Source organism: Serratia sp. L9 (assembly GCF_050632285.1).
Lineage (GTDB): Bacteria > Pseudomonadota > Gammaproteobacteria > Enterobacterales > Enterobacteriaceae > Chania.
This window is the reverse complement of record NZ_CP192593.1, coordinates 130,419-155,245: the sequence shown is the minus strand read 5'-3', so window position 1 is coordinate 155,245 and position 24,827 is coordinate 130,419. Positions and strand designations below refer to the sequence as shown.

Annotated in this window: 29 protein-coding genes and 2 pseudogenes; 3 read left to right on the top strand and 28 right to left on the bottom strand. The window is 53.5% G+C overall.

The features are described 5' to 3' along the window. Positions 1-91: 91 nt before the first annotated feature. From ACQ86O_RS28025 to mobA, 13 genes are all read right to left on the bottom strand, one after another. A complete protein-coding gene (locus ACQ86O_RS28025; protein WP_241389736.1) occupies positions 92-1,207 on the bottom strand; it encodes a type II secretion system F family protein in 1,116 nt (371 codons plus the stop codon). Then, on the bottom strand, positions 1,204-1,395 hold the full coding sequence (locus tag ACQ86O_RS28020) for a hypothetical protein (protein ID WP_431225910.1): 192 nt from the start codon (positions 1,393-1,395) through the stop codon (positions 1,204-1,206). The genes ACQ86O_RS28025 and ACQ86O_RS28020 overlap by 4 nt, the downstream gene beginning before the upstream one ends. Next, complete coding sequence (locus ACQ86O_RS28015; RefSeq protein WP_431225909.1) at positions 1,344-2,693, bottom strand: GspE/PulE family protein; 1,350 nt, start codon at positions 2,691-2,693, stop codon at positions 1,344-1,346. Before ACQ86O_RS28015 ends, ACQ86O_RS28020 begins: the two co-directional genes overlap by 52 nt. A gap of 5 nt (positions 2,694-2,698) precedes the next feature. Beyond that, positions 2,699-3,283 (bottom strand): type IV pilus biogenesis protein PilP, encoded by a 585-nt coding sequence (gene pilP / locus ACQ86O_RS28010; RefSeq protein ID WP_431225908.1) that lies wholly within the window; start codon positions 3,281-3,283, stop codon positions 2,699-2,701. Beyond that, on the bottom strand, positions 3,270-4,574 hold the full coding sequence (gene pilO2 / locus ACQ86O_RS28005; protein WP_431225907.1) for a type 4b pilus protein PilO2: 1,305 nt from the start codon (positions 4,572-4,574) through the stop codon (positions 3,270-3,272). Before pilO2 ends, pilP begins: the two co-directional genes overlap by 14 nt. A gap of 3 nt (positions 4,575-4,577) precedes the next feature. Beyond that, positions 4,578-6,167, bottom strand: coding sequence for a PilN family type IVB pilus formation outer membrane protein (locus ACQ86O_RS28000; RefSeq protein WP_431225906.1), 1,590 nt, complete (start codon positions 6,165-6,167; stop codon positions 4,578-4,580). A 62-nt stretch (positions 6,168-6,229) separates the two neighbouring features. Beyond that, on the bottom strand, positions 6,230-6,655 hold the full coding sequence (gene pilM / locus ACQ86O_RS27995) for a type IV pilus biogenesis protein PilM (protein ID WP_431225905.1): 426 nt from the start codon (positions 6,653-6,655) through the stop codon (positions 6,230-6,232). A 152-nt stretch (positions 6,656-6,807) separates the two neighbouring features. Next, the gene (locus ACQ86O_RS27990) at positions 6,808-7,842 is read right to left on the bottom strand and encodes a toxin co-regulated pilus biosynthesis Q family protein (protein WP_431225904.1); all 1,035 of its coding nucleotides are present in this window, start codon (positions 7,840-7,842) and stop codon (positions 6,808-6,810) included. 78 nt (positions 7,843-7,920) lie between these two features. Further along, positions 7,921-8,196: a hypothetical protein gene (locus ACQ86O_RS27985; RefSeq protein ID WP_241392306.1), complete on the bottom strand. Its 276-nt coding sequence runs from the start codon at positions 8,194-8,196 to the stop codon at positions 7,921-7,923. Positions 8,197-8,643: 447 nt separating this feature from the next. After that, positions 8,644-8,799, bottom strand: a complete 156-nt coding sequence (locus ACQ86O_RS27980) for a TraY domain-containing protein (RefSeq protein WP_242501608.1) — start codon at positions 8,797-8,799, stop codon at positions 8,644-8,646. Between the two features lie 161 nt (positions 8,800-8,960). After that, entirely contained in the window at positions 8,961-9,236 is a 276-nt protein-coding gene (locus tag ACQ86O_RS27975) for a hypothetical protein (RefSeq protein WP_161739308.1), read from the bottom strand. A gap of 133 nt (positions 9,237-9,369) precedes the next feature. Further along, positions 9,370-11,325, bottom strand: a complete 1,956-nt coding sequence (gene traI, locus ACQ86O_RS27970; protein ID WP_431225903.1) for a TraI/MobA(P) family conjugative relaxase — start codon at positions 11,323-11,325, stop codon at positions 9,370-9,372. Between the two features lie 7 nt (positions 11,326-11,332). Next, positions 11,333-11,665, bottom strand: coding sequence for a plasmid mobilization protein MobA (mobA, locus tag ACQ86O_RS27965; RefSeq protein ID WP_261115682.1), 333 nt, complete (start codon positions 11,663-11,665; stop codon positions 11,333-11,335). Positions 11,666-11,907: 242 nt separating this feature from the next. On the opposite strand from mobA, the gene ACQ86O_RS27960 reads away from it, so the two are divergent. Then, positions 11,908-12,210, top strand: a complete 303-nt coding sequence (locus ACQ86O_RS27960) for a molybdopterin-guanine dinucleotide biosynthesis protein MobC (RefSeq protein WP_431225902.1) — start codon at positions 11,908-11,910, stop codon at positions 12,208-12,210. 20 nt (positions 12,211-12,230) lie between these two features. Here ACQ86O_RS27960 and ACQ86O_RS27955 read toward each other — a convergent pair whose 3' ends face one another. Both ACQ86O_RS27955 and ACQ86O_RS27950 read right to left on the bottom strand, forming a co-directional pair. Beyond that, complete coding sequence (locus ACQ86O_RS27955; RefSeq protein ID WP_431225901.1) at positions 12,231-13,127, bottom strand: LPD29 domain-containing protein; 897 nt, start codon at positions 13,125-13,127, stop codon at positions 12,231-12,233. A gap of 46 nt (positions 13,128-13,173) precedes the next feature. Continuing rightward, positions 13,174-13,590: a protein TraE gene (locus tag ACQ86O_RS27950; protein ID WP_431225900.1), complete on the bottom strand. Its 417-nt coding sequence runs from the start codon at positions 13,588-13,590 to the stop codon at positions 13,174-13,176. 236 nt (positions 13,591-13,826) lie between these two features. On the opposite strand from ACQ86O_RS27950, the gene ACQ86O_RS27945 reads away from it, so the two are divergent. After that, the gene (locus ACQ86O_RS27945) at positions 13,827-14,021 is read left to right on the top strand and encodes a hypothetical protein (protein ID WP_431225899.1); all 195 of its coding nucleotides are present in this window, start codon (positions 13,827-13,829) and stop codon (positions 14,019-14,021) included. A 422-nt stretch (positions 14,022-14,443) separates the two neighbouring features. Here ACQ86O_RS27945 and ACQ86O_RS27940 read toward each other — a convergent pair whose 3' ends face one another. The 13 genes and pseudogenes from ACQ86O_RS27940 to ACQ86O_RS27880 all read right to left on the bottom strand — a co-directional run. Further along, positions 14,444-15,325: a DUF4942 domain-containing protein gene (locus ACQ86O_RS27940; protein WP_431225898.1), complete on the bottom strand. Its 882-nt coding sequence runs from the start codon at positions 15,323-15,325 to the stop codon at positions 14,444-14,446. Between the two features lie 59 nt (positions 15,326-15,384). Beyond that, positions 15,385-15,645 (bottom strand): hypothetical protein, encoded by a 261-nt coding sequence (locus tag ACQ86O_RS27935; RefSeq protein WP_431225897.1) that lies wholly within the window; start codon positions 15,643-15,645, stop codon positions 15,385-15,387. A 165-nt stretch (positions 15,646-15,810) separates the two neighbouring features. Continuing rightward, positions 15,811-16,158 carry a dehydrogenase gene (locus ACQ86O_RS27930; RefSeq protein WP_431225896.1) on the bottom strand — a complete coding sequence of 116 codons (348 nt, stop codon included), beginning with the start codon at positions 16,156-16,158 and terminating at the stop codon, positions 15,811-15,813. A gap of 676 nt (positions 16,159-16,834) precedes the next feature. Further along, entirely contained in the window at positions 16,835-17,560 is a 726-nt protein-coding gene (locus ACQ86O_RS27925) for a plasmid SOS inhibition protein A (RefSeq protein ID WP_261115640.1), read from the bottom strand. Continuing rightward, positions 17,557-17,994 (bottom strand): conjugation system SOS inhibitor PsiB, encoded by a 438-nt coding sequence (psiB, locus tag ACQ86O_RS27920; protein ID WP_048795550.1) that lies wholly within the window; start codon positions 17,992-17,994, stop codon positions 17,557-17,559. Before psiB ends, ACQ86O_RS27925 begins: the two co-directional genes overlap by 4 nt. Positions 17,995-18,028: 34 nt before the next feature. Continuing rightward, complete coding sequence (locus ACQ86O_RS27915; protein ID WP_431225981.1) at positions 18,029-19,879, bottom strand: ParB/RepB/Spo0J family partition protein; 1,851 nt, start codon at positions 19,877-19,879, stop codon at positions 18,029-18,031. After that, complete coding sequence (locus ACQ86O_RS27910) at positions 19,849-20,091, bottom strand: hypothetical protein (protein ID WP_431225895.1); 243 nt, start codon at positions 20,089-20,091, stop codon at positions 19,849-19,851. The genes ACQ86O_RS27915 and ACQ86O_RS27910 overlap by 31 nt, the downstream gene beginning before the upstream one ends. Positions 20,092-20,178: 87 nt before the next feature. Then, positions 20,179-20,469 carry a ribulokinase gene (locus tag ACQ86O_RS27905; protein ID WP_431225894.1) on the bottom strand — a complete coding sequence of 97 codons (291 nt, stop codon included), beginning with the start codon at positions 20,467-20,469 and terminating at the stop codon, positions 20,179-20,181. 686 nt (positions 20,470-21,155) lie between these two features. Continuing rightward, positions 21,156-21,560: a DUF1380 family protein gene (locus ACQ86O_RS27900; protein WP_431225893.1), complete on the bottom strand. Its 405-nt coding sequence runs from the start codon at positions 21,558-21,560 to the stop codon at positions 21,156-21,158. A 56-nt stretch (positions 21,561-21,616) separates the two neighbouring features. Then, positions 21,617-22,041 (bottom strand): annotated as a pseudogene (locus ACQ86O_RS27895) (antirestriction protein). 423 nt (positions 22,042-22,464) lie between these two features. Next, the gene (locus ACQ86O_RS27890) at positions 22,465-22,686 is read right to left on the bottom strand and encodes a hypothetical protein (protein WP_241390713.1); all 222 of its coding nucleotides are present in this window, start codon (positions 22,684-22,686) and stop codon (positions 22,465-22,467) included. 16 nt (positions 22,687-22,702) lie between these two features. Further along, complete coding sequence (locus tag ACQ86O_RS27885) at positions 22,703-23,347, bottom strand: DNA methyltransferase (RefSeq protein ID WP_431225892.1); 645 nt, start codon at positions 23,345-23,347, stop codon at positions 22,703-22,705. A gap of 69 nt (positions 23,348-23,416) precedes the next feature. Beyond that, a pseudogene (locus ACQ86O_RS27880) lies at positions 23,417-23,518 on the bottom strand (hypothetical protein); the annotation flags it as partial. Positions 23,519-23,719: 201 nt separating this feature from the next. On the opposite strand from ACQ86O_RS27880, the gene ACQ86O_RS27875 reads away from it, so the two are divergent. Further along, positions 23,720-24,721, top strand: coding sequence for a LacI family DNA-binding transcriptional regulator (locus ACQ86O_RS27875; RefSeq protein ID WP_431225891.1), 1,002 nt, complete (start codon positions 23,720-23,722; stop codon positions 24,719-24,721). The last annotated feature ends 106 nt before the right edge of the window (positions 24,722-24,827 follow it).

Here is a 24,827-nt window from a genome sequence, read left to right as displayed (position 1 = left end):
AGCAGGGTGATAACCCCACGGTTGATAATCGAGCGAGGAGTTTGTGTCAGTTCCATTACTATTTCCTTTAGGTTTGTGGAGAGTGGGTGGCTTAACGTGTGCCCACGAGGTCGTTGAGGTTTTGTGTGGCCAGGAGGATCAGGATCATGTAGCCAGCGTTGGTGCCCAATGCGATGTAAGAAAGCAAAGACGCCGTCCGCTTGATCCGGGCTACGGTTTGCACAAGCCAGGCCCGTGCAAAATTTTCAATAATCATTTCAGCGTTATCGCCATCAGTCAGCAGGACCAGTTTGTCGATAGCGCGTGGGGAGGGAAATCCGTAGCCAGCATTGCGTAATGCCAACCCCAGGTGGTCACCTTGCCTAACCTGACGCTGGGTTGCGGCCAATCGTTCATACAACCAGGGCGGCGCATAGCGACTCAACATCTCGATGGCGTCTTCCGTCTTCACCTGTGCACGCATCAGGGCACTGAAATTCAGCAGGAAGCCCACGCCAAGCACGTCGCGATACACGCTCCAGGGCAATAAACGGTCCAAAACATGCTGTCGTATTTTCCCAATCAGATTTGGCATCGACCAGATAACGAACCCAATCAACAGGATCACCAGCCCACTGAGAATAATTGCATGATTGACAAAGAACTCTGAGATGGCGCTGAGCCACCACAGCCCCCCAGTCCAGTTGTCTCGGGAAGATAATGACTCCAGGCGAGGAAGAAAGTAGACGGTCACCATCTTCATCATGGCGAATGTGGTTGCCATCAGCAGCATCGGGTAAGCCAGTGTGGAAACCAGCGCTGATTTCATATCCGACATTCCCTGAACCACGGTGATCGCCCGATATAAGGCGGCAGCCAGGTTACCGTCCTGAACACCGGAACTGAGGATGGCGGCTTCCTGTCGGGGTATCCAGGGCGCCAACCCCTGATCGACTGATTTTCCCTGACGCAGCGCACTGAGCATATCTTCCAGGCAATAGACCACCGGGGGACGTTTGTTCCCGTAGCTTCCTATCATCGAATTGATGGCTTTTTCGACTTTAAGGTTATTGTCGAGCAGAAAAGCCAAGTCCTCGTAGAGCGTCAGACGGTCGGCCGTGGAGAAGGTCTTTTGCGCCAACCAGCGGCCTAACCCTTCATTCATTTTTTCCGATGACGGCACTTTGCCCCACAATGCCGTCAGACGTTCGCGCCAGCGGGAAATCATGATGTGCCCTCCGGGGGTAGCAAGGTCAGACTGTCTTCATCTAGCGGACTGATGTAATCAGCATCGACTGGGTCGACCAGCCCGGCATTGAGATAACGCAACAGGTGCTGACCGCGAGTAATGCCGCCCAGCACGTTCACCCAATAACTGCGCGCGGCCAGCTTGCCCTCATGGCGAAATAGTTCCATAAACCGGGCATCAGGGCGGATAACTTCGGCAATAACACGCCGACCGGTAACGCCCTTGTAACAGTGCTCACATCCCTCAGGATGGCGAAAAGCCAATGTATCCACGCGGCAAAAGCGCTCAAGTAACGCTTTTTCTCTTCTTCCAGGTCGTCACTGACGTCACTCCAGCTTTTCTTGCAGTGTGGACACAGCAGTTGCACCAATCGTTGAGCGATTAACCCGATCATGACTTGAGGATCGGCAACCTGCCCCATAGGGATGCCCAATGTGTCTGTCAGGCGGTCAAGAATGCCGACAGCGTCATTGGCATGCAGTGTGGTTTCCACCAGGTGGCCGGACTTGGCCGCCGTCAATGCAGATTTAACCGAGTTGGCATCACGAATTTCGCCGACGACCATGGCGTCGGGGTCTAACCGTAAAGCTGCAGAAATAGAGCGAACCCAGGCGCGGCTAACGGCATCCGGATCGTTTTTATCAGCAATGATGGGGGTCTGTACCGCCCCCAGAATCAGCCCCTCAGGCGGATCTTCAAGCGTCATCAGGCGTTTGCGATGACCGGTAAACGACAGGTACATTTCGCTGAACGTGCGCAAGGAGGTACTTTTCCCTGAACCGGTCGGCCCGGAGAGGATAATGACGCCCTCAGGGCGTGCCAGCATGCGCCGAATGAGCGCCTGCTGTTCCTGTAGAAAACCCAGCTCGTCCAACGTGGGCGGGGCCTTTCCTTCATCTGGCAATATACGCATCACCACATACAACCCAAATTCTGCCGGCGTGTGCGCATAGCGTGCGCCGAAAAGTTTAAGGCCCTGCAGGAACTCTTTGCGCACCCGCCCATCTTGGGCACGATTGGGATTAAAACTCTTCTCGGCCACATCGCACATGGACATCACAATCGTCGACGCCAACGTCATTCCTTCGGCCCGGTCCAACTGAGTCACCGTTTCGAGGTCGCCGTGCACACGAAATTGCACCACAGTCACATTATTCATCCCGATCAACAGATGAATATCACTGGCACCTTTCTTCTTGGCCTCCCGAAAAAAACCGATGATTTTCGCCTGTTGAGCGGAATAATCGTTAGCCTCGGGGTTATCGGTTACCTGGCTTTGCTGCAATTCTTTCAGCTTGTCGAGCTGAACCCGCTTAACCTGCAGCCTGGGGTATTTCTTATACGCACCGGCAATCTCTGACGTGACGGCCAGACTGTTATTGTGCGCGTCAGACACATACAGCGTCGGGGCGTCAGTATTGGCCAGATCTAAATGGATATAGGTTGAACCACGTTTCTCATACATATCGGTTACCCCGCAAAGGAAAGAGACACCAGCGTTTGGTTCTTCCCGGCGACAACGACCTCATTGAGATTGATCCGTTTAACGACGTATTCCGTACCCGGAATGCGGTTCCCTGACCGCACCGTGACCTGATTGCCGTTGCTGAGAGCCAGCACGGCCGTAAAACCCTTGCCGGTACCGGTGATCTCCACGATTTGTGGCGGAACAGCATCTTGAGTTGCCCCCTTGACCTCAGTCTTATTGTCCTGAGAAGGCGGTGCCGGATTGAAAGGCTGCCCCAGGGCACGGTCGTAGCCGTTCTTTTGCAGCTCATTCAATGCCTTTGCCCTGGCAAGCTGAGCTTCATACAGCACAGTCTCAGCCTGTATGGCTTCCAGTTGGCCCAGATTTAACGCCCGCCCAGCCTCTGTGCGGGTGAACGTGGTTGGCAGGGGAATATCTGCTGATGTTGGCGGCTTCACCGACTTTTCAGCCAAAGGTGTCGCAAGTGGCGCCGCAGGTATGTCAGCGACAGGTGCGGCGAATACACCGGGTGCGGTCAGCACCAGGCACAGCGCCCAGGGTGCTACCCAGGATTTAACGGTTGGCATACAGAAGTCCCTCAATGGTGTATTCCAGACGGTTGTTCTTGAGCGTCGTCGTGATACTGGACGCCCGTATCCCGCTGCTGTTGAAGCGCGTTGGCGCAAACAACCGATCGGGTGGAATGTCGGTAATGAACGTAAAGCTGTAGGTGCGCCACGGCAGGTTTTGTACGTCGCCCTGCGCTAACTGGGTGCTCGCGTCCATTTCGCTAAGGCGCAAACGGGCATTGATGCGTTGGGCGTAGCTTGTCAGATGCTGGATTTGCTGGGTGCCCGGGAGCAGTGCTTCGGGGTGTTCAGGCGGAGAAAGCGGCACCGGTAACGCAAAGGAAGCATCATCCGCGCTGCCGGGAATATTAAACACCGGTTGAATATCTGAGCCATAGAGAACGGGCAACCGCAAGGCAAAGTCCCCAACGGTGCCCCCATTCGGCAAGGTGTAGTGCAGCGTGATCTTGCCGTGAGCATCACACGTCGCCGTATTGAATACCCAGCCGGCAATAGAGATCTGCGCGTCTTTCCACACGCTACTGCAGGCGCTGAGCATCGGCGGGAATCGCGGTTGCGTTGCCCAGGGTTTCAGGTTGTCGGCCGGAGCCTGTTGCTCCAATTGTTGCCTGGCCATCAGTGCCGCCTGAGCAGCGGCAATACGCGCCTCTTCCTGATGCGCCTGCCATGTCGAATAGCCGGTATACCCTGCGCCCATCGCCACCACCGCAATCCCCCACAGCCACAGCATCTGCGGATTATGAGTTTTGCTCAGGCGGGCACGGCGTAGGCCGACTTTGCTGTCGAACAGTGTCGACAGCGCTTTATCTTCAGTGTCTTTATCGGGAAAGAAGCCGTTTGGGGCATATATTGTCCAACCCACCGCCGGCGCAGAGGTGATTTGCAGAAAATTGGACACAGCTATTCGTATGGCCTCGTCATCACCAACAATATCGCCGAACGGTGACAACATGCCGTCGCTGACAGCCACAAACCAGTATTGGCCATCCGGTAACGGGAAAACACCGTAACAGGCCTCCGGTAATGCTGGCAGGACAGCTAACGCCATTGATGCCAGTGTATGTCGCCCGCCTTTTCGACGTGTTTTGTCCGTAAGGGTGACGGTTCCCAGCAAGGTTCCTTGCGCCTGACCATCACCGGTAGGTAACGCTGCCCAGTGCGTGGCATTCGCTTCTTTAGCACGTAAGCGCATGCCGCGGCGCCCACGTAGCGGCAGATACTGCCAGTGCAATCCGGCAACCAGCCAGGCACTCCCATTCTGCAGCGTATAGGTAGTCTGTTGTTTCATGGCTTATCCCAAAATGACCGGAGTGATAAGAATGACCAGCATGGTTTTGTTGTTTTCACCGTTGGCGCCACCGCCGAGTCCAAAGAAACGGAAACTACCAACGCCCTGGCGGTTTGCGGTGTTATTAAGAGACTGATAACCACTTAGCACTAATGTCTGCCCAGACTGCATAATGACGCGCTGGGTAAAGGTCTTAAGGCGGGTCTTCATCAGCTCAACCGAGGTGTTGTCACTGGTGAACGTACGCATGGTCGGGTCATCCGACATATTGATCGCAAATTGCAGCTGCATTTTTGGCGACTGGGGCATCAAGAACGGCAGCACTGTCATGTTGAAGCCAGTGGTAATGGTCGACTTGGTGATGCTGCTCGATGAGCCGACGTTCGCCGTGTTCTCCGTAGTCACGTTGGAGGCATAGTCCTGTTGCAGAGCAACTTGGATCGGCACCGCTGACAGGTTAGTCGTCATACTCGAGGCTTCAGTCATCACGCTGACGTTCGCCTGCTCGGACAAGGCTTTGATAAAGGCTTTCGTGCCAGCCCCTTTACCATCCAGTATGGAAATACCGCCATTCAGAGCATCGGACGAAGCCCCGGTGAACGCATTGGTCAAAGACAACCCGACGCTGCCACTGTTGAATACGGCGTTCCAGTCAATGCCATACTGATCCTGCGTACGCTTCTCAACGCTGTAGACCTGGACGTTGAGCACCACCTGCCGGTTAAGTTCTTTATTACGGTCATCCAGATAGCGGCCGATCTGCTCAAGCACGCGCGGCGTATCCGTAACCGTCAGTACACCGGCGGACAAATTCATGCGGCCGGTGCCCGGCGTCAACATCGACTTGATGGTATTGGTGACGTCCTCGTACAGACTCGACTTGATTTCCATTTCGGTCGCCTGCGAGGTATTGGAGTCGCCACTGAGCCCTCCGCCGCTGCTGTCGCCCGTAGCCCCCATCGATGAGGTGGTGCCGCTCACGGTTTTGGAGCCAAAACTCGCCTTGCTGTCCATAAACATGACCGGAAACGTCCGGGTGTCGAGATAGAAAATGGCGATCCGGCCTTGCTCATAACGCCATGACAATCCCAGACGCGTGGTGACATTGTCGAGTAACCCGCCCAATTCCCCCTGCCAGAACACGCCCCTGAGTGCAGTACCACCGGTAACCGTCGGTGCAGCTCGGACAGGTGAACCACCCAAGGCGGCCAAAGGCACCATCCCATTAGGATCTGGTGCGGGAACGGGGCCACTGAGTTGCTCCGTTTTGCCACCTGTCGGCGCCAATATGGCCTGCGCATCGGGCGTCACCACCACCGGCAACCGGCAACGTTTACTGATAAAGGCGCTGACTTCCGCCAGCGTGATACTCCCTGGTCGATTGATGGCCACAGCACAAGGAGGCAGTAAGCTATTGCCGCCTGGCTGAGTATTTAACGGATAAGGGTTGATCCATTGAGAGGTCAGATCACGTACCACAGAACCCTTTTTAAGGGCATTCATATGCTTATCTGCCTGTTTTTCGTCTTGTGAGACCGTGTTGTCGATCTTGTCGATGCGCTCAAGCGGCGCACAGCCGGAAAGCAGCAACAATGTCGCCGCCAACCCGGTTAGGGGAGGTGTTTTTTCATTTTTAACCTTACGGTGAGGAGAGATTAGTTGAGGTACACCAGGCTGCCGTCAGCAATGCTGCCCGGTACATCAACTTGCATGTCATTGCCAAAGCTGTCGATCAGACGTCTTCCGACGACTTTTCCAACCAGAGCTGAATGCCGGCTCTGTGCCAACAACGCGGCCATCAGCCCTGGTTGATCCGGTTGGTAGACATACACACGGTCAGCCTGCAGCACATTGTGTAATTCAGGTAGGGATGACCAGCCGAAGGCGCTGTCGGGGATCACACCGTCTTTTTGCGAAGGGTTGTTATAGCGCCAGTCATTGATGTTATTGATATAACGAACAGTTTGAATAGCGCGTTGGCTCAGCGTGCTATCCTGCATTTGCGCACCTGTTTGGTCATGGGGTGATATGTTGACCCATACCAGGAGCCCCAGAAATACCGAGAGCAACCAGTAAATCATCGCATAACTCCCCAAATCAGAATCCAGAACACAGCGCACAGGACTATCACGCCGATGTTCACTTTGCCGCGATAACTCATTCGTACCTCCAGAAATTAAGGCTGCGAATGCAACCTCTTGGACAGAGGGGTATGGAACCTACTGACTGGCCATCAGTGGATTTCCTTGTCGTCCACGGAAATGACACACTGAGCATGGCGAACGCCGGCATACAATGGCACCTTCGCCGTACCGTATAGAGTGAACAGGCTATTCAACGCATCGCGGAAACTCCCTTCAAACTGGAGCGGTGCATCGATACGGTAATTTGCTGATGTCAGCCAGGCGACAGTCCAATTGGACACGTCTGGAGTAGAACACTTCTCAGCGGCGGCCCAACTGAACAGGGTATCTTTCAGCGTGCTACCCGCCTCAATCCGCCAGACTTTCGGCTTAATAATCGTCTTAGGTAACGTCACCGATGCTGTGGTTTTAACCGCTGCTGGGACTTGTACCGATTTTTTGCCACCAAATGGATTACGACCAGAACTCACAGCACCCTGCTTATCGGTGATAACTGAAGCCGTGGATGTTGATACCGCAATTTTGTTTGGCGGCTGGACGGTCACAGCCCCCGGAGTAAACTCAGCAGACTTGGCCGCAACGGAAATCCGTTGTGCCTGCCAATCAATCAACGCCACCTTACCCTGCTGCTGCAGCACTTCATCCAGTACAAACGGCCACTGATCGTTACCACGCCATTGCAGCGATATACGTGCATCAGGTTTAAGTTCTTGAGAGAAAGAAACTTGCCATCCAGCGGGAGTAATCTGACGCATAGCTTGTCGAAGTGTCGTAGCCTTTCCCGCTCTTGCAAGCGCCAAACTGGCCGGGCGGATTCCGAGATAGCGGATGGCCTGCAAAGTAGGCACTGGCTGGCCTGCCAACGCCTTGGGCTGAATGGTATCTGGCAGGCGATGCGACGGTGTAGCAGCAGCTGGCATTGACTCACGAGCGGCCGGAGCAGGTTTCAAACGAATTCTGCTAACCTGAGCCAGATCCGCTTGAGCCCGCTGGATAATCGGTATTTGCTCCTGGATCAACGATGTCACAAATTCTTGTGCCGGAACGCGCGGCGGTACGGGGGTGCTGATAGCACACCCACTTAACACCACCGGCGCCAGGGCAACGGGGAGGAATATTTTCAATAGAGTCACCTCAATTACGCAGTGGGATAGATAGGTGAAAAAGTCAGACGACAAGCTGAATAACAATGAAAGGGGCTATCACTCGGCAGCCTTGCGACAAAGAATGTCTGAACACGCGACTGCGCGTTCACAGGGTCTAGAGCGGGAAATTTTGGGGGAGGATTTTATTTCTGGGGATGACGGTCTGTGCTTTTTCTTTACCTGCACTTTTGTTTCACCTAAATAAAATAATTTATCGCGCCTTACTCGCTTACGCTTTCTATTTACTTTATTTATATCAGGTTCAACAAGTGTCAATAGCTCGGAAAAATTACATATATACTTTTTCGGTGCGTTTAATTTTCCTTTTGCCATCAACATCTCCTTATCTGAATATCAACAACAGTTCGGGCAAGCCCACTCGTTCGAATGGACTTGCACAAATCTCTTTTGCGTCAGCATCCCTGCTCTGCCAGTGTTGCCTGTTCGCGCCCAGTCCCTCGCGGGTGGTGCTAATCTTCTCTAGAGGCAGATCGTACCTATAGATACATTGCATTTTTGCATAAGGGTCTACACAGTTACAGAATGCTGTCCGACTTTCCAAAATTGTTAAATAGCGGACACCACCCCGTATAAATAAGGCCACAGGCACCCCACCCCAACGGGTGAATTATTAGTTTCGTGGAAATAACTCACGGGCTAATACCCAAAAATCGCTAGATTCCAGGTAAAAGAAAACCCTACGAATTAACGCAATATTTTTTTATTATTACTTAAACAAACTAAGAATAGAGTTCCCTGGTGTTGGATCTCTATATAATGCTACTTGGATTCATCGGAAAGAAAACGGCGACCAGGCACTGCAATATCAGTCACTGTTTTTAGATGGTCAGTCAACCGTATTGATGCCTCTTTAACCTTGCTGCGACCAGACCGCTTTGCGGCCTGAGTCAGTAGCCGATTAACATCAGGAGTCATTTCAATAACAGTCTGGGCTGATTTCCACTGTGACTTATCTGTCATTTATTATAATTTCCTACTTCTTCTAAATAATTATGGCGAGAGTAATCCTTTCTCCTAAAAAGCGAAACCCCCTTTAAAAGGGGGTTGACATAAACTTACTGCTGTGATTTATGAATTTAGTTTAACTGAATTGAGTCAATGGCGATTAATAACTCAAGATTTAACTTGAGTTGAATCGCTGTTCCCATTGTGGATATCGACGTTAACTGCATTCGGTTACACGCCGCTTTGAGTGAGTCTTTGACAGTGTCCTCCGATACATCTCGAAGCTGTGCGATGGTTCCCACAGGAATTCCTGTCGAGTACATGTAAGCGGTGGCCAATTGAGTGAGGGTTAAAGCCGGAAAATACTTGTGTAATGCCTTAAATTGGCTAGGATCGATGGCAGCCATAGCAGCCTCCAGTATAGGTTGTTGTGGTTAGCTGGTTGTACAGGCCTTCAACCCTGTGCAATCAGCGCCTAACGCAATGATTTACATTAATTATCTCTCTTTACTTTCCATTTACTGCCTGTTGAAGCTCTGTTTAAGGGCGTGGTCCCCAATACGAATCCATTGTTGGAGCATCATCCTCGCGATCATCAGCTTGTTGTGATGCTGCAGGGTCGTCATAACCCATCTCTGGTCGAACATGGCGATGCTCCAGAACCTCAGAGCGACCACGCTGCCAACTATCTGTTGGCCGGAACACCTCTTTTTCCTGCTGGTAATTCAGGCGGCATCCTTCGATCAGCACGCGGTCAACGAAATCGTCATCACCCACAATCTCCACACGCTCACCACTTTTGGCACCAGCAATCTCTGCGGCCAGGTGGTAATTCGCCGTATCGTCGTAATCCTCAAACCCGGGTTTAATCTCAACTTGGTCGCCACGATCTACTACACCGACAACCCCATCTCGCAGATATTCAATCGTGCCGTTCCGATGTAGACGGGTAGCATGGGTAGGACGCTCCAGCGCGGGTGAATCATCAGCAGCGCCAAACACCAATACACTGTCTTTATGTTTATTCGGAGCAGAAGCCCTGGTTTTTCTTTTCCCACGGTAAGCCCATCCGCGCAGCTGGCTGACTGCGGCAACATCACCGGTAAGGGCTTCACGTTCGACCCAGGAACGGTAAGGCAACGGGCGATATTGACCAGACTCAAACAAGGTCTTACGCTCTTCGCGGATCTGAATACGCAGCTCTGCCGTCGCCTTCATACGTTCGAATTCGGCCACGCGGTACATTAACTTACGCAACAGAGGATCGCGATAGTTGTGGCGAACATTACCTTTCATTGCCTGGTAGTGTGCAGCAAGTTCCTGATAGCGTGCTTTCATATTCAAGTCGGGCTTAACCCATTTATCGCGATACTGTTGGTAACGCAACTTCAGATCATCACGTGCAGCAGCACGCTCTTCTCGACGCTCTTTTCTGGCATCACGATCGCGTACATGGAATTCAGGTTGGTAGCGGTTATATATCGCATAGCCGCCCTCTTCCGGGTCACCGGAGTCGAATGAAGGAGGGCCTTCAAACGGACCGAAATAAGGTTCAAGTCTGGATTTTGCCAATGTAGGGTGAACATCAGATGCCTTGACCATCATGGTGTCAGGTCGTTCCAGATCGTATATAACCAACCCGCCCGACTGTTCACGCAACCCCAAACCATTTGCATGCATCAAGAGGTGAAAATAATTCCAGCTGGCCGTCTTGTTTTTAATGGCATCAGTTATCTGGGTGCGTGTCTGGCGAACGGCATAATGATACAGACTTTCCTTATCAGAAAAGATCTCCCGCTTGGCAGCACCTTGTGGAGCACTCTGAAAACGCCAGGGTGCGCGCTGCAATGTATTGTTATCACCCCACACCCAGCTACCATTGTCTTGTTTGAAACCAAAACGCTTCTCCAGGACACGGCAACACTGTTGCAGCGTATCGGCATCATTCCACAAATTAGCCGCACGGTACGTTTCCGGGTTTACACGATTAACCGCAATATGGCAGTGAATATTGTCAGTGTCCCGGTGGATAGCGGTAACAAACTGGTGGTGTTGCATACCCAGTTTTTCCAGGCAATGACGCGCACTATCGAACACCTGATCCGGTGTCGGTATCTCATCCGCTTGCCAGGATAAAATGAAGTGATAGACGGGGTCTTTGCAGTGACGATTTTGTGCAGCAACCATATTCATTTCCGCTGCTGCTGTCTCCAGTGAGAAACAATTGGTTTCGCACTCAACGCCACCAACAATGACTTGCTCTCGCCCATCAGGAAAGCTCTCGATGACCTGCATAGGTGAGGATTCATCGCGCCGCTCAACATAATCAACCAGGCGATCAAAAACGGCTTGGTTGGAGCGGGAAGTGGACTTTTCGATTTTGTCTGGCGTGATAACGTCATCAGGCTTTTTCTCATCCCGCAGACTCAGGTAACCGACCAGCTTCATAAAGCTGGTGCCTCCGTCTCGTCTTTTTTCTGGGATGATAACGTTCATGGTGCCATTATTCGTTTGCCGGTACGAGATTCAAATCCAATGCAATGATGGCCTTTTTCACTTCGACCAATACGTCCGAAAACTGCTTACTCAGTTCTTGAGTCATTTGTTCCTGCATCTGAGTGTAGAGATGCTTTTGCAAGCCACCCAGGCGAAGAAGTTCGTTCATCAACCGTGTATCGGTACGGGTCATGATCTTCCTGTTAAGCGCGGAACGGCGCAGTAGCTCAGAGGTACTAATCCCTGCTGCCTTGGCCTTGCCTTTGATGGCGTCCGCCTCTTCCTCGGTGCATCGAATTTGGATGATGATCCCTTTCTGACGCGACTCGCTTTTCGACATAACTCAACCTCTAACACTCAACTGGGGTGTCGGGGCGTAGCCCTGACCAGGTGTTTTGCATTATCGACTGCGTGCAGGCGGTAATGACAAAACATTTCCTGTCCATCATTTTACTACGTCTATCCTTCATGAAGCGAGTTATTTTTCGCCTGATTAGGCGTCAGTGAGGGGCGGGCTTGGCCTCTCAGTCCCGATATGGTTTAATGTGTCTGGTTGGCATTGATGAAAATCACGAGGACAGAATGGCAGGAAACAAATTTTATACCCAGGAACAACTTGAAGAAGCAAAGTTAACACTTGAGTGCTTGCCCGATTTGACACCGAACAAAATCAGCAGAACCGAGTTACTCGATTCACTGAAAGAGAACATTATCACTTTATCTACGTCAAAGGGTTATACAGCAACGGAAATAAAATCCGCATTGCAAACTGTAGGTATAGCAGTGAGTGAAAAGTCAATATCTGACATCATTCGTGCATCAAAGTCTCCAGCCAAAAAACGAACAAAGACCGCAGTAAAGCCAGAGACTAAGAAAGCAGTATGAAAATGGCGGGTTTACCCGCCTTATTGATACTTAAAGTGATCTAAGAACAAAACGGATTTCACTCTGTAAGTTATCGTGGCAAAAAAACCTGAACTAATCGTAAACAGTTTCCCTCTTTTATAGGAATCTACGTCAACCCATTCAGGGACATCTTCAGAAAACAATTTTCGACACTGAGTTATGGCTTTTTCGATGAGTTTATCACTGTAACGTCGGTCTACTGAAACGTAATGTACACCACCATAAACTGTATTGAATGGGCTTTCACTATACTCATAAATATCTTCCATACTGTTAAAGCAGCCGTTCTTAAATTTTCGCGTAATCTCTTCAACTTTTTCATTCTGTGGACCATCTTCCCATTTTACCGTAACCGCATCATAATTTGTTTTTTTGACAGAAAATTTCACACCGGGGAAACTCTGTTTCAGTAGCAAACGAATGTTTGCTGAGACTACTGCGGCAACGGTAGATTTTTTGTTTTTTTCAATCATCTTAAGATGCGAAAATTCAGGAGAATTTTTTAATCTGTCTACTTCAGAATCAAAAGCAGATTTAATCTCTTTTATTTCCTGCTCTTTTCTTCTTTCTTCCTGTAATGCATCAGTAACAAGGCGATCAACTTCCGCCTGAGAACAAACATCATCACCAATATTCCATTGTACATCACGCAAAATATTTTCTGGCAAGCGCCGACAAATTTTCCCGCAGTAAAATACAATATCAAACCCCACTCTCCCGCAAGAAAGTTTGGTATCGTTTAAAAAATTACTAGCACTAACTGGCGACGCTATCCCATGAATGTAAAAAATAACGCCGCGTCCATATCCATACAAATCACTGCTGACAGTCTGGCCAATGACAAGATTTTTATTTTCCATTTTTTCAGAGGTATGAGAATTAATAAGTGAATGCATATGATTTTCTCCGTGATGAGTGGCGGGGCCATCGCCCCGCAGATTTTTAGAAAATTGGGGTCAATGTGCCGTATGGCTTCAACGGCTGCATGATCTCGTCATAAATCGCGCCATCGGCTGTCACAATCACTACAAATCCGGTATCAAGACAGCGCCAGCATCTTGAACTCAGTGGTACAAATCGATAATTGGTTGAACTTAAAGCGACGACCTGTACCGATTCTTTTTCCGTCACCGAATAAATGTCGTAATGCGCATTATTACAGTGCTGTCCAAATTTAAAGGCCGCGTCCCATTCGCTGCTGGCATTGCATATGTAGTTGCAATTGCCTTGCATAGCGCCATCGCTTGATGGTGCATAAAAACGAACCACAAAACGCCCGACTCTGCAGGTTTCAAAGTCATTCAGATCACATCTTTCGGAAGATTTTTGAGCAGCGGTGTTGACGTTTTGTGTGTTCATTCTGGTTTTCCTCTTGTCGGTGGTTAGTCCATCTCTCGGTGAGTTTCGTCGCAGCAAAGGGCACTGGTGCAACGGCGAACGGCGCAATACCAGGGCGACAACGAAAAGTTTTCTGACCCACAGGAAGGAAAAGTTTTTGGCGGCGGCGTAGCGTCACCCTGGTATTGCGTTGGGCGACGGTGCTACCCCCAGCCCTCTGCGCCGGTACTCAACGGGCGATGGTCACTGACACAAACGTGAGAATGAACACATCCGGCACGCCGGAACGGCGGGACGTCTCTGGCGGTGGAGCCTATGGCGCCACCAGTGAAAGCGGCGTCGGCTTCTGCCGGCAGCGAGCGCTTGCTGTTGACGTTGGCTCTCAGACCCTAGCCGACAGGCCCGAAACCGAAGGGTTCGGTGAGACTTGTCTGCCGCGTGCGGCTGGCTAGTCGAGTGGGGGTGATGGTCGGGCGCTGGCGACCGGCCACCGCAGGGAGCGCCAGCCCTTTGTGGGTTTATTAAGGCCTGAAGAAAGGAAAAAGAGGCGTCAAAAAAGGGGGAAAACCAAACGACAGCATTGAACTGATGGGGAAAAGACATGGCTGAATAAGACAAGAAAGGCAGTGATCCGCCGTGGCGCAGCCACAGCAGCTTTTTCTGCCCAGCCGATTTATGGCAGTTGGCATACTCATATGCATGATTGCAGCAATGTGCCAAAATGACACATTACCGCCATATTCAAGACAATGAATTGCTTCAGCCGCGTCTTCCACACATTGTCGATACACGTCCCCAATAGGGGGAAAGTACCGTGATCGGACATATTTTCCAGGCAGGGAGTTCCCTGCCTTCCTAACGTTAACTCCCCCTGTTACAGGCGGGGTGGCAACATGCCGGGGAACTGGCGCGCCACAATATCATTGATTTCATTGACCAGATCGGGACGCTTAAACACGATATGCCCCGTCCCTTTGGCAAAACCCTTGACGGTAAAATATTCAAGATCACACAGCTCACTGATTTTGTTGCCAGTACGGAAAAAATCAGCGTATTTTTGCCCCTCTCCCGCTCTGAAGTCCGGTACGGTTTTCCCATCAAGCAGATAGAACGGACGTGCCAGATCATCCAGCAGTTGCTGCCCTTCCCATGTGAAACTGGAATGGCCGTGGCGCCATGTACTGAGAAAGCGCTCCACGATGATTTTTTTCCCAAGACGGCAAGGACTGTTGGTTTTATAATCCCATGACAAGCTGCGGAACACGTCGATCACACCTTGTTCAAAGGTATTTACCTTGTCTGAATTCAACTGCTTGAACGTCGCCAGCACAGTTTCAAGCGTGACCTCCGGGCAATCCTTGCTGTTCAGTTGGCGATCCCATTCATCCCGTTGTTTACTGCTCATCAGCGTGTACATGCCGGTATCACTCAGTAACCGATCCCATACTTTCTGATCAATCAGCTTGGCAACCGCATCACCGTATTTCTCAGGCTTGTCCCGCCAGTCCAATGCAAGTTTTACTACATCGCTGAATCCATAAAGATTATCCTTGTTGGCAGCCGCAGAGAGCTGTTTAGCTGCGGCATGGATAAGGGTCATTCCGTCCATAAATTGCGCAATGCCACTGTTGCGCTGCGCGATAATACGATCAATGGACACTGAAGGAATGAGGTCGCCACCCTGGGAAGGGTTAACGGTGATATCAGCCATCACACCGAGGCACTTGCTAGACTGCTCTACTGTTGAAAATGTCATGTGCGTCTCCTGTTTGAGTCGGGAAAACTGCCGCCCGGAAGGGACGGCAGTCAGTGTTATCAGGCGTAGGCCCGTTTCAGTTCCAACGTGCGTAATACCTGCCCCAACTCGCTGCCGCGCATGGCCGGAATACGTACCGGCTGGCGTTTACGCTGACATTTGGCAATATGCCGACCCAATGCACGCAGTTCAGGCTGAACCGCAGCGGCCGCAAGGCTGTCCCGCAGGATGCGAGTTTGTTTTTTCGGCAATTCGTTATTTGCCGCCAACTGCTTTACATACAAAGTGGTTGATGTAATGATTGAACCTTCAATAGTCATAGTTTTTACTCCAATCGATTATTGAGAGCCGGGCTAACTTTCCTAGGGGTAGACCGGCACGAGATAGCAGCGGAAACGCTGCTTTTTTCATTTACGGGTTTGCGTTTCCCGGTACACACCTCCTTACTTGATTGCTCCGAACTATTGCCGCCCGGACGGTTAAGATCAGACATACGAGTTATCGATAGCCAATGTGACAGCGAGGCGATACCGCGCGTGTTCCCATGCCGCGTTCCCGATGGTGCCAAAATATTCACCAGCAAGGCGCTGAGCCTTAACCCAATACTTGGCAACCTCATAAACGATTTTTGGCTTGTCGGGGTTGAAATACTCCACCCCGTCGAACGCGACACGATCCGTCATCGTTTTGAAAATTTCATAAAGTGCCTGCTCCAACTCCTCGACAGAAACTGAAGCACCGTGCAGCTCGTCCATAAATTCAAGTTGTTGGCTCATTACCCTGTCGGCATCCGGATATTTCCCCGAAAACATCAGAACAGGGTTTTCCCCCATCTTTCCGAGGGCTCCTGAGCGGCGGTTTTGACGTTGACGTTCTGTGTGTTCATTCTGCTCTCCTACCCGGTGGTTAATTCATCTCTCGTCGGGACCTTTCGCGGCAAAGGGCAAGGGAGCAACGACGAACGGGGGAGCGCAAGGGCGCCGCTGGCGGCGTGCATTTCACCCTTGCGGTCACGCGGGCGGCGGTGCTACAAGCAGCCCTCCGCGCAAGGGGTCGCACGGGAGATAGCCACCGATATCCGGAGAGGATGAACACACCCGACACGGCGGAAGCCGGGGCGTCTTCAACGTTCGTCGCCCTGGTGACGAACAGTGATAAGCGGCGCCGGCAGTAGCCGGCTGCAAGCGGGCCCGTGACCTTCGCCCTCAGACCGTAGCCGGCAGGCCCGAAACCCATAGGGGTTCGGCGAAGCTTGCCGGGCAGTTCGCCCGGTTAGCGCAGTCGGGCTGACGGCTGGACGGCATCGCCGGCCAGTTGCCGGAGGGGGCCAGGTTCCTGATTTATTTACGAGGAAGTCTCTATGAGAAGGGAAATGGCAGGAATATACCCCGCCAGCATACATCCTACCGACATGGACAACGGACATGCATGTGACCATTCGGTCAACGTTATCAGGCATGGCGACATCATAGCCGCAGTGGCGAAGCCACCGCAGCTTGACGTCCGGTTTTATCGGCGCACCAGGCGATTGGGGATACGCGCACGGTTATCCGATCGAACCGTACCTGGCAACACGGCGCTGATCTGACTTACCTGTAACCGAGCCTCCCAAAACGGCATCGCAGCCCAATGGTAGCGATCCAGCTCGGCCAGACAGGGGAAACGTGTCGTCCACGCAAAGACCATGTTACTCAGATCAAACTCTTCGATCCCCTGCTGTTGCCAGCGTTTTAACCAATCCTCGTGATCGCCCGGGGTCACAAACGCCAGCTCAATCTCCGCCTGTGCCAGCCTGACCTGATAGCGGCGTCGCTTATGCCACTTCACTTGTTTTTCTTGCCGTTGTTGTCGGATATGTTTCATCGCCAGTTTGTGCTCAAAACGCTGCCGACGGCGGCGGCTGACCTCGGGGAACAGCGTATCGCGCGTATCACCGGGCAGCGGGGAATAACACTGCTCGCCCCGGCTGGCGATCAATGTATTCAACGCATCAACATAGTCTTCCAAACAGGAAGTCCGGTGGCGATCGCCGGGGCGGTAGGTAATGTCGATCATACGCATGTCCTTGGCTGAAATAGTGGAGCGTCCGGTCAGTTGACGGAAAAAGGCGTTGGCATAGGCATAGACAGCCTGTCGTCTGCCCGTATCCCGACGGGCCTCAACCTGAGCAATGGCAAACCAGACCGCCTGCCGGTAGGGGTGCCACGGCACCAGAGCCAAATGGTTCGGGATCACAGGCAATGTCCTCCCATCCGCAGTGCAACTGCCAGTTTCTCCGGTCGCCAGAATCCCTGCCGGTAATACACGGCAACCGTAGTCAGCACGCGATTAACGATCGCCGGTGTATAGGTATCATCCAGGTACAACCACGCCTGAGACTGACCATCGTCAAAGGGAAGTATCATCGACCAACCCGGAACATCGGCTCCCGCGCTGCACAGATACACCGCCGTGGCCTCATCGCCTGCCGGGCTTATACGACACACGACCGGCACTCGTCCGCAAAATTCACAGCCTTCTTCGGCGTTGACCCGCCAACCTTCCGGCACCGTCAACTGACTCAGTACGGCACAATTGAGCATCACTCGGTACTCCATACCCTGCTCGCGGTACTGCTCCAGATCGAGCGGACTCATGCTCATCAACTGCTCAAGGTTCAATTTTTTCATGATGTTATTGCCGCCCAAAGGGCGGCACCTCCGGTCAGGCAGCAACGTTATCAGGATGGGCAATATCGTCAGCAGCATCAGCTTCATCGCTAGCGGGCAGCAGGCAATCAGGCACCCAACCGCTCGCGCTCAGTTCGTCCTCGGCCAGCTGCGCGGCGTCGCCCTTCTTCATCTTGAGCACCGAGGCCGCCTGCGCCACTTTTCCGGCATCAACCAGCGCATCGCTCATTAGCTCTTTACTGATACGCCCAAAGTAATTGGCCTTGGTCGGTTGCCACCAGTCGCGCAGATTGAAATCCAGCGCATGCTCGAGTGGCGTCAGTTCACCGCCAACCTTGCCATCCCTCTCAGGCCACAACTGGATGGCATCGAGCGACTGGCCGACGCAGTACGCCAGCAGCGCCACGACGTCGGTCTGTTCCCACGTCAGCAACCATGTGAAATCTGTATTCCACTCCGGCGGCAATTTGGACTCCCACTGCGCATGCAGCTCGCCCAACTTGCGATCGGCGCGGCTTCCTTCCGCTGTCGGAGCTTTGGTCAGCAGTTCCGCGCGTTTGGGAGTCAGGTCGGTTTTGAGCAGCGAACCGGCGTAGCGTGAACCGAACACCTTCACGGTCATGGTGTGGGTGTGCAGTGCCAGCGCGACGGCCGGGTTCTCGACCAGTGCCCCCATCACCGCCAGCGTGCGCTCCGCCGACAGACAGGTGATCAACGCCGCTGACAGCCCTTTTTCCTTGGTTTTCGTTGCAGATGTCTCGTTGGCCGCTGTCCCGTCACCGTTGTCATCACCAGCAGGCGCGATTGTCGCTTCGCTCGCACGCAACACGATCCCGCGCTGGTAAACCACGTCCCCGCCACGCAGAGACACCATTACCCCGCCAGTACTGCGCATCGCCTGCGACCATGACCGGATAGTCGCCTGTTCGGTGATCCGCTCAATATCGGCCTGCACAGCGTCGCTTTCGGCAATCATCACGTTGGTATCGGTATCGGCATCCGCTTCTTCAAATGCCGCTTCCAACGCAGCAAACCGCGCTTTCAACCGGATGATCTCGGCCAGCTCGTCGTCGGAGAACTCCGGCACCGGTTCAGCCATCTCGCGATACAGCTCGGCATCTTCGCCCCACGTTTTAATGGCAGAAATGCGGCCTTCCGCCCAGCTCCAGCCCTCGTCCCCGGCAACCTGCTGCGCCAGTGCGTGCAGTTTTTCGCGGGTAAGACGCTCCAGCAACGCCGGTTCGGTCAAAAAACCTTCGTCAGTAAACAGATCGAATTTGAAGGTGCCGCCAGCCGACTCGTAGGCTTCGCGCCCGACGAACGCCAGTTGGCTGTTGTCCTTGGCCGAGACTTCGTCTTTCAGCACGGCCTCGCGCAGGTGCTGCGGCGCGGCCGCCCAGCCGTGCGCGTTGACCCACACGTCACATTGACGTTGATGATCTTCGGTTGCCGACAGCGCTTGCAGCTGGTCGAGTGTGATTTTGTCTTCGGCCAGCGCATCGAGCAGCACCGGTGCCATCATCGCCAGCCGCAGGCATTTTTGAACGTGCTTGGTGCTGAAGCCCATCAGGCCGCCAATCTGCGCCGGAGCACGCCCTTCTGCCGACATTTCACGGAAAGCGAAGACCTGATCAGCCGGGTGCATCTGCTCGCGCTGGCTGTTTTCCGTCAGGGAAATGATGCGCGCCATCTCCTTGCTGACGATCAATACATCAACCGCGTAACCCGCATTGACGATGCCGTCCGGCGTAGTCTTGTCGGCGTCGTCTTCACGCCCCATCAACCACCGCAACGCCAGCGTGCGCCGCTCACCGGCGGCTACGCCAAACTGACCGTTCTCCATCTCGAAGACGATCAGATTTTGCAATAGCCCGACTGAGCGGATACTGGCGGCCAGCCCTTCGATCGATGCCTGTGAGGTTTTTTCTTGCGCACGTTCAGGCCGTCCAGTTCCAACTGGCCGAGCATGGCCGTTTTACGCACGGCTTTTGCCAGCGCCGCTTCGATATTTTCAGCAACGACGCTTTTCTTCGTCGCGGATTTGGCTGTGCGGGTTGCTTTGGCCGTGGCCGGTGTTTTAGACTCGATAGTTGACATGTGATAGCTCCTTCAATGTTATTGCTGTTGTGCCAGTCCCGATGGCGTCAGGACTGACGGTGAGAAAGCAGCGGAAACGCTGCTTTTTTATCGCCTGAAATTCAGGCTCCAGTGGGTCAGGGTCATCTGATCACTGGCCGCAACTGGCCAGCCGTTGACGACCCAGACCGCAATGGTGTCGAAATCCCCAAAATCCGCGTAAACCTCCACCGCCCCGGCAGGAACAACCGGAGGATCACTGGTGCCAGTCGAACGACCACAAACCGCCTTCACGAAACAAAACAGGTCATACACTTGTGATACGGTCAGATCACAGTTGGTCTGTGCTGATGCTGCTGTAGGCTTCGTTGTCGCGCCGTTGACGTTTTGTTGAGCCATGTTGAAATCCTCCGTGGGTTGAAATCTGATGCCGCTGTGAGTATTCGCCGTCGCAATAAAACTGATCCAGCACGGCGAGGAGCGGCGGCAAGGGGCGGAGACAAAAAGTTTTTTGACCGGAGGGAAGAAAAGTTTTTGGCGGAGTTCATTTACCCCTTGCCGTTTAAGCGAGGCGTTGTGCTGTTATCAGTTGCGGCGGGAAGACTTACTGCGGCTAAAGCAACCCGAAAGAATGAACAGGGCACAACTCGCCGGCCGGGCGCGACAGCGAACGGTTCGGCGCCTCTGAAGCGGTGGCGGCCTCACCGCCCCGCGGTTGGCCCTGTGCGGCGCGGCCTGTGGCCGCTGCAAGCGTGTCGTTGCGTCATGGGATGGACGCCCGCAGGGGGCGACGGTGTGCCGGCGCCATGCGCAGCACGACAGCCCGCCCGGACGCCCAATACCAGTATCAACCCTGTACAGAGACCCATCACCAAAAATGCAGAAACAGGAAGCATCACTCTACCAGGACGATAAACCGTCCTGCTCCATCCACCTAAACAGCCCCCCGCAAGGCAGCGAAAGAGGGCGGCGCAGCCGCCACCTTCGGTAGCCTGACGCCGAAGGCGGCTGGCAAGGTTTTTCCGCGCGGCCAAAGTACGCAGGGCAAGCAGGTCGCCGCTCTGACGGCCCTTTGTGGTGATAACCTAAGGATGTAACGCTGCCCGCAACGCCTCGATAGCACATTGTCCCCTGGATGTGTCTTCATCCCAACTTTCCGGGTCGTCTATATCTATAGTAATCGCGGCCAGTTCCAACACGGTTTCCAGTGCGCTGGCGCTCACCTCGACCTGTCGAGTCCGGCTGCGACTATCGGCGATTTTCGTCATTGCATCCTGAATGTATTGTTGATTGATACCGTACCGCTGATATTCCTCAATATCAGAGCAGCCTATGGTTTCCAGTATTGCCAGCACATCGCCGTCGTTGGGGTTCCACTCCTGCGCAAAATAGCGCACGGCGTGCGCGTCCCATATCAGCACGGTAATGGGTTCATCGCTTTCGTACTCACGAAATAATTCCGCACACACTTCTTTCACACTGCCAAACATAATTCCGCCTCCTTTTTTAATTAGGGGCGGCATAGCCGCCCGTATTCGAATCCCTGTCAGTCCAGCGCGCGGCAGATGTCGGCGCGTTCCGGGTGCGTCTCGATATAGCGCCAAAGCTGCTCTTCCCGCTGCATAAGCAACTTCACCAGTCCGGCATTGCCCCGATCGTGATGCAACCAACAGCGGCGATTGATGGCCAGTGCCGTCAACACGATACCGGCGGCGTCACCGCTGAGGGTCTTGTCAAACCAGTTATCAGCGTTGATCAGGTGCACACGATCGCTGTCAGGTGCCATATAGCCGCCCCCTCCGGCAAACGGATGAAGTGCCAAAACCCGCCGGTGTACTGCGGCAGATAGCGATCGGCGAGGGAATACACCTGCATTTCAGCAGGCAAAAAATCCTCGCCAAACAGATCCGGCAGAAACGACAGACGATCGGATTCACAGACTTGCAGCGTGACGGAATGAGCATGTTGCATGGGACTACCTCCAGAGTTTCAGGGTTCGCGACACCGGTCGGTGCCGTACCCATTCGAAAGGCCGGCTCCGAGGGAGGGAGGCAGGGGCGCCACCGCAAGCCGCAGCGCAAACCCGTTGCGGGCTGAATGCGCCGTAACGGGTGCGAACGGGTGAGGAGGCGGCGAAGCGTACCCTTGCAGCCCGACCGTGCCGGACTAGCGTTTGGGGACGGCACAGGCCGTCACTACGCCGAGGCCGTAAAGAGAAAAGATTTAGAGAGGTGTAGGCAGGCCCAGCCTGCGTCCTTTGCGGCGCCGGCATCGCCAGCAAGTGCCGCGTGGCGGTTCTACGGACGCGGGGCGTTCGATGCGCCCTGGCGTCCGTAGGCTTACAGCGAGGCAATCCGGGCAGGTTGCCCTGCCCGGCTGCATAATACCTGAGGTTCAATCTTTGAAATGGTGATCCAGTTCGTTGATAGCCTGATAGATTTCGACGTAACGATCGTGCGCGTCCCGCAGAATATGCCCGGCCAGGCGTTCGGCTAACACATCGCTGTTCCAGAAATACACGCTGACCAGCTCGCGCAGCCGCAGGTGCATCTCACACATGTCGTTGGACAGTGCCGCAATTGCGGCGCGCAGGTCTTCATTTCCGGTGTAGTTCATCGTTGATTTCCCTTTGTTATGCTGCGTGCTGCGTGCGTAGGCGATACAACCGCTGCTGACCGATGGTGTGGTACTGCTCCAAAAGCTCGATGCCGATATAGCGCCGCCCGGCCTGAGCGGCGGCGACACAGGTCGAGCCTGAGCCAGCAAAGGGATCGAGGACGATCGCGCCGGGCTGCGTGAATGACTCAATCAACGGTTGCAGAATGGACACCGGCTTTTCAGTCGGGTGGTGACGATTGCCGGTGTATTCCCAGGGCTGTACATCAGAGCGTGGTTGCGCCGGTAATGACGGGCGCCCTTTCGCCAAAATGTAGGCACATTCATGCTGGTAGCCGACAAAGGCTGATTTTGAGGCGTAGGGTTTGGTAAACACCATATGCCCGACGACGCGGAACCCGGCCTGTTTCCAGGCAGCCATAAAGGTGTCTACCCGGTTCCAGCCGTAGAAACTCACCGCCAGACTGTCAGGCTTAAGCACCCGGAACATTTCACTGAACGCCGGTCGCACCCATTCATCATTTTTGTCGTTGGCAATGCTGCGCCCACTGCGATCGGTATAGCCGACCAGATAAGGGGGATCGGTCAGCACAAAATCAATGCTGTTTGACGGAAAGCCGGCTATCACCTGCACGGAGTCACCCAGGACATATCGGGACATAAGGAATACCTCGCCATTCGAGGGGTGCAGGAGGAGGCCGGTACGGCCACCGTTCCCTGCTGCCCGATGTCATGGCAGGCAGGCACCGCCGCGTGTCAGGCCGACCGTGGAATACCGAGTCGGTGGTCGTATCGCCGGTGAGGATATGCCGCGAAAGCGGCTTGAAGGACGGGCGCAGCCCGCCGCCACGCCATCAGCGGGGGCTGCCAATATGTCATCGGGCTGCAGGTGTGGTTTAACAGGCGGTAAGGGAAGTACGGGTGACTTATTGACGCTGTCAGGCGATGAGAAAACGAAGCGCAGCGACATCCTTAATGAGCTGGTCAACTACACTTAAGCCGTAATTTGAATAGAAGAACAACAGGATATGACATGGCCACAATGAGAGAAGTTGCACAGCGCGCAGGGGTATCCGTGGCCACCGTCAGCAGGGTGATCAATAACACCGCCTATGTTGAACCCGTGACCCGCGAACGTGTTGAGAAGGCTATGCGTGAATTTAACTATCGGCGAAACGCTGCCGCGTTGGCCCTGGCGAAAAGAAGCGGAAATATGCTGGGGTTGCTGACCGGCAATCTCGATGACCCATTTTTCTCACGCCTGGCACGGGGCGTTGAGGACATTACGCGGAAAGAAGGCGTCAGATTGATGGTATGCAATGGTGGCCATCAAGCCGAACTGGAGAAAAGTGGCCTAGACTTCCTGATAAACCAGGGATGTGAAGCCATCGTTGCGCATGTGAGCAGGATGCACGATGTTGATATTTTACGCTACGCCGCCCATACCCCAGCCATGGTCGTGATTAATCGTTATTTACCCAGCATCGCCAATCGCTGTATCTGGTTGGACAATGTCAGTGCGGCTCAAACCGCGACCCATGAGCTCATCAGGAACGGACACCGAAAAATAGCCTGTATCACGGCAAACCTCCCGATCGATGACCGAAAGCACCGACTCGAGGGTTTCCGACTGGCAATGGCCAGTGCCGGCATCACCGTCCCTGATTCATGGATAATCAGCGTCCCCTTCAATGAAGAAGGGGGCGAACTGGCGGCAGAAAGGATATTGGCCAGCGAGCACAGGTTTACGGCCGTGGTGACATTCAACGACGTGATGGCTGCCGGCATGATGCGAATTCTTCACAAAAAACGGGTAAATCTACCTGACGACATCTCAATCGTCGGATTTGATGACGTGGCCCTGGCAAAATATCTCCACCCTTCTTTGACCACTGCGCACTATCCCGTAGAAAAAATGGCTAACTGCGCAGCCAAGTTGGCGCTTCAGCTCAATACTGGTGTTACTACTGCCCCGCAGAATAATCAGTTTTCCGCTGATCTGATACTGCGGGATTCAGTGGCCCATATCGGATAAAAATGACCTGTGCCAATAAAAAACACTTATAAGTGAGACTTATCTCACGCAAAACCACCTCATGAAACAGGTTACATGAACACCTACCCTCGCTCACACCCCATTC